Annotated in this window: 4 protein-coding genes; 2 read left to right on the top strand and 2 right to left on the bottom strand. The window is 72.9% G+C overall.

Going from position 1 to position 7,785, the window contains the following annotated elements; genetic code table 11:
* Positions 1-102: 102 nt before the first annotated feature.
* Positions 103-876 (bottom strand): SDR family oxidoreductase, encoded by a 774-nt coding sequence (locus tag ACFWFR_RS15215; protein WP_191806043.1) that lies wholly within the window; start codon positions 874-876, stop codon positions 103-105.
* A gap of 220 nt (positions 877-1,096) precedes the next feature.
* Positions 1,097-5,944 carry an ATP-dependent RNA helicase HrpA gene (hrpA, locus tag ACFWFR_RS15210; protein WP_377623514.1) on the bottom strand — a complete coding sequence of 1,616 codons (4,848 nt, stop codon included), beginning with the start codon at positions 5,942-5,944 and terminating at the stop codon, positions 1,097-1,099.
* Positions 5,945-6,076: 132 nt separating this feature from the next.
* Here hrpA and ACFWFR_RS15205 point away from each other — a divergent pair, with 132 nt between their 5' ends.
* On the top strand, positions 6,077-6,739 hold the full coding sequence (locus ACFWFR_RS15205; RefSeq protein WP_377623515.1) for a GAP family protein: 663 nt from the start codon (positions 6,077-6,079) through the stop codon (positions 6,737-6,739).
* An 84-nt stretch (positions 6,740-6,823) separates the two neighbouring features.
* Positions 6,824-7,663 carry a DUF427 domain-containing protein gene (locus ACFWFR_RS15200; RefSeq protein WP_377623513.1) on the top strand — a complete coding sequence of 280 codons (840 nt, stop codon included), beginning with the start codon at positions 6,824-6,826 and terminating at the stop codon, positions 7,661-7,663.
* The last annotated feature ends 122 nt before the right edge of the window (positions 7,664-7,785 follow it).

Below are 7,785 nucleotides of genomic sequence, written 5' to 3'. Positions count from 1 at the left end.
GGGTGAGCACCAGCCACCGGTCGACGTGCGGGTAGTTCTCCTTGACCCAGCGGTGGCGGTGGCAGGCGCGGGTGTACGCGTACGACTCGTGGCTCATGCAGGTCACCAGACCTTGTCGCCCCGGATGACCACGTCCGAGCCGCCGTCCACGAAGACGACCTGCCCGCACATGTGGCTGTTCTCCGGGGAGACGAGGAAGCGCAGCAGGTTCGCGGGAACCTCGGGGCCCATGATCCCGCCGAGCGGCATGGGCACGTGGGACTCGACGGCCTTGGTCGACTCCTCGGTCGCGAGCATCTCGGCGGTCATGCCGGTCTGGACGATCCCGGGGCCGATCGCGTTGAGCGGGATGCCCGCACCGGCCCAGTCGGCGCTCGGTGCGGAGCGGCGCAGCCAGTGCGCGACCGCGGCCTTGCTGCTGCCGTAGATGATGTCGCCCGTCCCGGCCGCGGTGAGCTCGGCGGCGCGGGCCAGCGCTGCGGCCTCGTCGCCCGCGAGGGTCAGCTCGACGAGCTGGTCGTCGACGGGCAGGAGGCTCGCCATGGAGCACGTCACGGCGGCGCGGGGGGCGTCCGATCCCGCCAGGAGGGGGCGGAGTCCCTCGAGCGTCGCGAGGGCGCCGAAGTAGTTGACGGCGAGCGTCACCGGGCTGCCGGTCGACAGGCCCGCGTTGGCGACGATCGCGTCGATCGTGCCGCCGCTGAGCGCGGTGACCTGCTCGACGAGACCCGTGCGGCCCGCGTCGGTCGTGAGGTCTACCTGGACGTCGGCGTCGCGCAGGTCGACCCCGATCACCCTGTGCCCGTCCGCCTCCAGCAGGCCCTTCAGGGCCTTGCCGATTCCTGAGGCGGTGCCGGTGACGACGACGGTGCGCATGATGCCCTCCAGAGCAGCTCGTGCGGCCAGTCCCATGTCCTGGCCGTCCTCCTCAGCGTAGGCACCGAATCCCGGCCGTCCGGTCGAAAATGACCTCTGTCCGGAAGATCGTGACCAAGGTCCCACGGCCCTGGGGCCAGGCGCCGGGCGGTTAGCACATGCGCACCGGTGCCGACGCCACGATCGCGTCACTCCGGGGGTTGCGACAGCCCCGGTCGGGCTACCACCCGCCCGGCGCGAGGACCTTCCTGATCCGCTTCTCGCTGACCGGCCCGTCGGTCCCGAGCTGCTGCGCGAACAGCGACACCCGGAACTCCTCGATGAGCCAGCGCGCCTCGTCGAGCTCGGCCAGGCGCGCAGGGTCTGCGGGGCCGGCCGCGTAGGCGGCGCGCGCCTTGCTGTACGCCTCCTCGACGTCGTGCACGCGCCACGCGAGCTCGGCGTCGCGGTGCGGGTTGGTCGCGGCCTTCTCGATCCGGTACGACGCCGCACGGAGGTAGCGGGTCAGGTGCGGCAGGCGGTGGGCCGGGGTGCGGGACACGAAGCCCACGCCCACGAGCCCGGCGACCTGGTCGCGCACGTCCTGGAGCGTGTTGAGCAGCGCGAGGCTGTTGGCCGACCGGATCTCGCCGTCCAGGTTCCGTGCTGCGGTGAGCGCAGCGACGACGTGCCCGACGATCTGGTGCACCTCGCTCTCGAGGTGCCGCTTCACGAGGCCCCGCGCTGCTGTGTACGAGTCGGCGCTGCGGATCTGTACGGCATCGGGCAGGGGCCCGTACTGCGAGGCCTTGGCCCCGGAGGTCAGCGCCATGACGGCCGCGAGCTGCAGGTCGGCGACGAGCGCCTCGGTGTTCCGGTACGGGCTCGCGGCCATGGTCAGCGACTGCGTCCCGGTCCAGCGGCTCGTGATCCGGGAGGTCTGGAGCGCGGTCTCGCCGAGCAGCAGGCGCCGGACGCCGCGTGCGTGCTCGCGGTCCTGGGTCGAGCGGTCGGCGAGAACGCGGAGCGCGACGCTGGGCTTGCCCTTGGCGTCGACCTCCTCGACGAGCGCGGGGTACCCGCGCACGACCATGCCGCCCCCGGCGGGCGTCGACACGACCTCGGGCAGCACGCCGTCCGGAAGCCCCGTGGGCCACGTGGCGAGCCCGGTCGCCTCGGCGACGACCACGGAGGGAGCGCCGCCGTCGGGCCCGGCGTCCGAAGCACCGTCACCTCCTGAGCCCCCTCCAGGGCGGCCCGCGGAAGGCGACCCGGAGACGGAGGAGGGTGAGGCGGGATCGGTGGCGAAGGTCGTGGTGGGTCTGGCAGGGGTCTGCGAGGAACGAGCAGAGCCGGGAAGACCGAGCACCGATCCCGCCTCGCCCTCCGCCCCGGCAGCAGCCTCACGCAGCGCCGCGCCGACCGCCCCCTTGACCGCCGCCCGCACCGCCGCCTGCGCCTGGGGCGCGAGGCGTCGTTGGAGCGAGACGAGGTCCTTGGACTCGTCGAGCACGACCTCGCCGCCGCGGCGTTCCTCGATGACGCGGAAGGTCATGCGCAGGTGGGCGGGGAGGCGTTCGGTGCGGGTGTCGTCCCAGGCGTCGTCGGGGATGACGACGTCGCGCAGGGCGCGGACGGCGCGCGTGAAGGCGACGTGGAAGGGCTCGGCCATGTCGCCTGCGCGGGTGATGTCCTCCCAGGCGGGGGTGTTCTCGCGGAGCCAGCCGACGACGTCGCGGGCGACGTCGGGGGCGGGGACGAGCTGGACGCGCACGGGCTTGGGCAGCGAGCGGATGGTCGCGGTCGCGAGCTCGTCGAGCAGGCCCGGGACCATCCAGTCGAAGCCGTCGGGGACGACGCGGTTCAGGACGCTGATGGGGATGTGCACGGTCACGCCGTCGGCGTCCGTGCCGGGCTGGAACTGGTAGGTGAGGGGCAGCGTGAGGTCGCCCTGGACCCAGGTCTCGGGGAAGAGCGAGGTGTCGACGGACTCGGCGTCGGGCACGAGCTGTTCGAGCGTGAACGTGAGCAGGTCGGGGTCGCGGCGCTTGGCGGACTTCCACCAGGTGTCGAAGTGGCGCGCGGAGACGACGTCCTCGGGGATGCGCTCGTCGTAGAACGCGAAGAGCACGTCGTCGTCGACCACGAGGCCGCGCTGGCGCGAGCGCGCCTCGAGCTCCTCGGCCTCCTCGAGCAGGCGGCGGTTCTCGTGGAAGAACTGGTGGTGCGTGGTCCACTCGCCCTGGACGAGGGCGTGGCGGATGAACATCTCGCGCGCGGCCTCGGGGTCGACCTTGCCGTAGAGAACGGTGCGGTCGGCGACGATGGGCACGCCGTAGAGGAGGACCTTCTCCTTGGCCTGCGCGGCGCCCTGCTTGGTGGACCAGTGGGGCTCGGAGTAGGTGCGCTTGACGAGGTGACCGGCGAGCTCCTCGGCCCACTCGGGCTGGATCTTGGCGACGTCGCGGCCCCACAGGCGGCTGGTCTCGACGAGCTCGCCCGCCATGACCCACACGGGCGGCTTCTTGGACAGGGGCGAGCCGGGGAAGATCGCGAACCGGGCGCCGCGCGCACCGAGGTACTCGTTGCGGGCCTGCTTCTTGGCCCGCTTCATGGCGAGCTCCTTCTGCGGGCCGCGCAGGTGCGCGACGGACGAGGCCTTGACCTCGGTGGCCTCCTGCATGCCGATCTGCGAGAGCAGGCCGGCGAGGAGCGCCTGGTGGATGGTGTCGTCGTCCCAGGTCAGGCGGTGCTCGACGGGCTGGTCGGTGGCCTCGGCGATCGTGGTGCCCGACGACGGCGCTCCCCTCCCCGAGGTCGCGTCGCCCCGGGTGCGGGGTGTGGAGGACATGTCGATGCCGAGCGGCTTGCTCATCTCGCGCAGCTGCGCGACGACGTCCTGCCACTCGCGCACGCGCAGGAAGTTGATGTACTCGGCCTTGCACAGGCGCCGGAACGCCGACGACGACAGCTCGCGCTGCTGCTCGCGGACGTACTCCCACAGGTTGAGGTAGGTGAGGAAGTCGGAGCGGGGGTCGGCGAAGCGGGCATGGAGCTGGTCGGCCTGCGCGCGGAACTCGGCGGGTCGTTCGCGCGGGTCCTGGATGGACATCACGGCCGCGATGATCGCGACGTCGCGCGCCACGCCGCGGCGCGAGCCCTCCCAGATCATGCGGGCCAGCCGCGGGTCCATGGGGAGCTGGGCGAGCACGCGGCCGACGTCGGTCAGGCGCGTGACGGCGCGGCCCGGCTGGGCGTCCTCGGCGGCACCACCGCGGCCGGCGGGCTCCGCCACGGTCTCGAGCGCCCCGAGCTCGGTCAGGAGCTGCACGCCGTCACGGATCGAGCGTGTGTCCGGGGGCTCGACGAACGGGAAGCGCGCGACGTCGTCGGGCGAGGACACGACGCCCACCGAGATCATCTGCAGCAGGACCGACGCGAGCGAGGTGCGCAGGATCTCCGGCTCGGTGAACTCGGGACGGGAGAGGAAGTCCTCCTCGGAGTACAGGCGGATCGCGATGCCGTCCGCGACACGGCCCGAGCGCCCCGAGCGCTGGTTGGCGCTCGCCTGCGCGATGGGCTCGATCGGCAGACGCTGGACCTTGGTCGCCTTGGAGTAGCGCGAGATGCGGGCCGTGCCGGGGTCGACGACGTAGTGGATGCCGGGGACCGTCAGCGACGTCTCGGCGACGTTGGTCGCGAGCACGACGCGGCGCGAGGAGTGCGCCTGGAACACGCGGTGCTGCTCGGCCGAGGACAGGCGCGCGTAGAGCGGGAGGATCTCGACGAAGTCGGGGCGCTTGGCGTCGCGCGTGCGCTCGCCCAGGCGGGACTCGAGGGCGTCGGCCGTGTCGTGGATCTCGCGCTCGCCCGACAGGAACACCAGGACGTCGCCCGGCCCCTCGGCCATGAGCTCCTCGACCGCGTCGACGATGCCCGTGACGAGGTCCTTCTCCTGCCCGGCAGCCCCCTTGGCGGCGCCCCGCTTGGTCTTGCCCGTCTCGGGGTCGACGTCGGGGCTCAGCGGCCGGTACCGGATCTCGACGGGGTAGGTGCGACCCGTGACCTCGATGACGGGGGCCGTCTCGGGGAGGTGAGCGGCGCCGTCGGGCCCCTCGTCCGTGCCCGTCTGCTCGGCCGCGGCCAGCTCGTCGGCCGTGAGCGGCGGCAGCGGGCCGCCCGGCGCGAAGTGCCGTGCGAACCGCTGCGAGTCGATCGTCGCCGACGTGATGATGACCTTGAGGTCGGGGCGCTGCGGCAGGAGCCGCGTGAGGTACCCGAGCAGGAAGTCGATGTTGAGCGAGCGCTCGTGCGCCTCGTCGATGATGAGCGTGTCGTACGCGAGGAGCTGCGGGTCGCGCTGGATCTGTGCGAGCAGGATGCCGTCGGTCATGACCTTGACGAGCGTCTGGTCGCTCGACTGGTCGGTGAACCGGACCTGGTAGCCGACGATCTCGCCCAGCGGCGTGCCGATCTCCTCGGCAATCCGCTCCGCGACCGTGCGCGCCGCGATCCGTCGGGGCTGCGTGTGCCCGATCTGGCCCTTCCGGCCGCGGCCGAGCTCGAGCGCGATCTTGGGGAGCTGCGTCGTCTTGCCCGAGCCCGTCTCGCCCGCGACGATCACGACCTGGTTCTCCGCGATGGCCCGCGCGATGTCCTCGCGCCGCGCGGAGACGGGCAGCTGCTCGGGATAGGTGATGGGCGGCACGACGACCTGTGCGCGCCGCTCGGCGGCCCGCGCGAGCTGGGCGGGGCTCACCTGCTGGCGGCGGGCGCCGCGCTGGTTGCCGCGCGTCGAGGTGCCCGACGCCGGACGCTCACCCCGGCCTCTCTTCTCACCTTCGGGAGTTCTCTCGCCGCGGGCCCGGTCGGTCGAGCTGCGGGGGGCCGAGTCCTGGCGACCGGCGGCCTGCTCGGCCCGCTCGGGGGCGGGGTTCTGCTCGCTGACCTGGGGCTTCGCCCGTCCGCGTCCTCCGCGTCGGCGGCGTGGGCTCGAGCCCGTGCGCGGCTCGCGTCCCGCCTCGCCCGTGGGGGTGCTCGCAGGGCTGTCCACGGCGGGTCGTGCGGGGCCGTGCGGTTCGGTGCTCACGACCAACCATTCTCTCAAGCGGTCGCAACTTCAATTGCCCCGGGCCCGTCGGGCACGTGCCGTGGCGAGGACGATCGGTCCGGTGCGTCGGCCCGTGGGAAGGCGTGGCGCTACGGTGACGACGTGAACTCCATGGCCGAGGTCGTCGGCGCAGCACTCCCCCTCGCAGTGGCCGTCGCGCTCAGCCCGCTGCCGATCATCGCCCTCGCGCTGCTCCTGACCTCGGACCGGGGGCGCGCCTCGGGCGTGACCTTCGTCGTCGGCCGGCTGCTCGCGCTCGCGGCCCTGCTCGGTGTCGTCGTCGCGGCGTCGGACGTCGTCGAGCACCTCCTGGGGTCGAGCGAGCTCCCCGCCTGGGTGCGGATCGTCCTGGGAGCCGCGCTCATGGTGCTCGGCCTCACGCAGTGGCGCCCGAAGCCCGAGGGGGAGGCGGCGAGCCTGCCCGGCTGGCTGGCCTCGATCGCGGACGCGTCACCTGCGCGCGGTCTCGTCCTCGGTGCGCTGGTCACTGTCGCCAACCCCAAGGAGCTCGCGTTCGTGCTCGCCGCAGGCGTCTCGGTGGGCGGTGCGGCGCTCGGGGTCGTGCAGGAGGTCGTGGTCGTGCTGGCGTTCGTCCTGGTGGGCGGGCTGTCGGTCGTGGTGCCCCTCGTCGCGACACTCCTGGCCCCCGCCCGCGTCGTGCCCTGGCTCGACCGCCTGCGCCAGTGGCTGACCGCGAACACGTCGCTCGTCATGGGCGTGCTCCTGCTCGTGATCGGGGCCACGGTGCTGGGGAACGCGATCGGGGAGCTGTAGGGCCTCGGGAGAGCCGGTCACAGAGGGCGGGTCGCCGTCGCCTCGGGCCTTGCGACCACCCCGCTCCGGGAGCACCCTGGGGGCATGGCCACGTCCTGGGTCGACCGGTGGCAGCTCGATCTCGATCAGCTGCGCTGGTACCCCGTGGCCCAGGAGATCCGCGCGGTGCACCGGGAGGACCCGACGCGCGTCGTGCTCCGCTCGACCGCAGCCCGGCTCGTCTGGGAGCCCTGGCGTCTGCTGCCCGTCTACGCGGTCCCCGCGGCCGACCTCCGCGCACCCCTCGTCAAGGGCGAGCACCAGGACGGGCAGGTGCGGCACGGCCTGATCCCGCACCCGCTGCACTTCGAGCGGCACACGTGCGCGGGCACCGAGCTGTGGTTCGGTGGACCGGACGGGATCCGCGGCCCGGGCGGGGCGGCCCCGTTCTTCCGTCCCGACGACGAGGGGCTCGCCGGTTACGTCATGGTCGACTTCCAGGCGTTCGACTGGTCCGCCGAGGACCAGCACCTCGCCGCCCACCCGCGCGACCCCTTCAAGCGGGTCGACGTCGTGCCGAGCTCGCGCCACGTCGTCGTGTCGCTCGGCGAGGTGCTGCTCGCGGACTCCTCCCGGGCCATGGCGCTCACCGAGACCTACCTGCCGCTGCGCTGGTACGTCCCGCGCGAGGACGTGCAGTGGGACGCCCTGACGCCGAGCACGACGACGAGCGACTGCGCCTACAAGGGGCACGCCCGCTACTGGTCGCTCGCGTCGGGCGACCCTGCCGGTGCGGACATCGGCTGGAGCTACGAGGACCCGTTGTCCGACGGCGAGAGGGTGCGCGGGTACGTCGCGTTCTGGTGCGAGCGCACCGACCTCACGCTCGACGGCGTGGAGATGCCACGCGCCGAGAGCCTGTTCTTCCCCCGCGGGAGACGGTGACCGGAGCGGCCGGCGGCTTCGGGCCGTCCCTCGGCGCACGGTGCTTCCCTACCGGTGTTGTCCTCACCGGTGCCGAGCATGCGGTTGGCGTTAGAAAACCCGCGGATCCGAACGCCAACCGC

This window comes from Oerskovia sp. NPDC060287, assembly GCF_042726775.1.
Lineage (GTDB): Bacteria > Actinomycetota > Actinomycetes > Actinomycetales > Cellulomonadaceae > Oerskovia > Oerskovia merdavium.
This window is presented reverse-complemented; position numbering and strand designations above follow the sequence as displayed.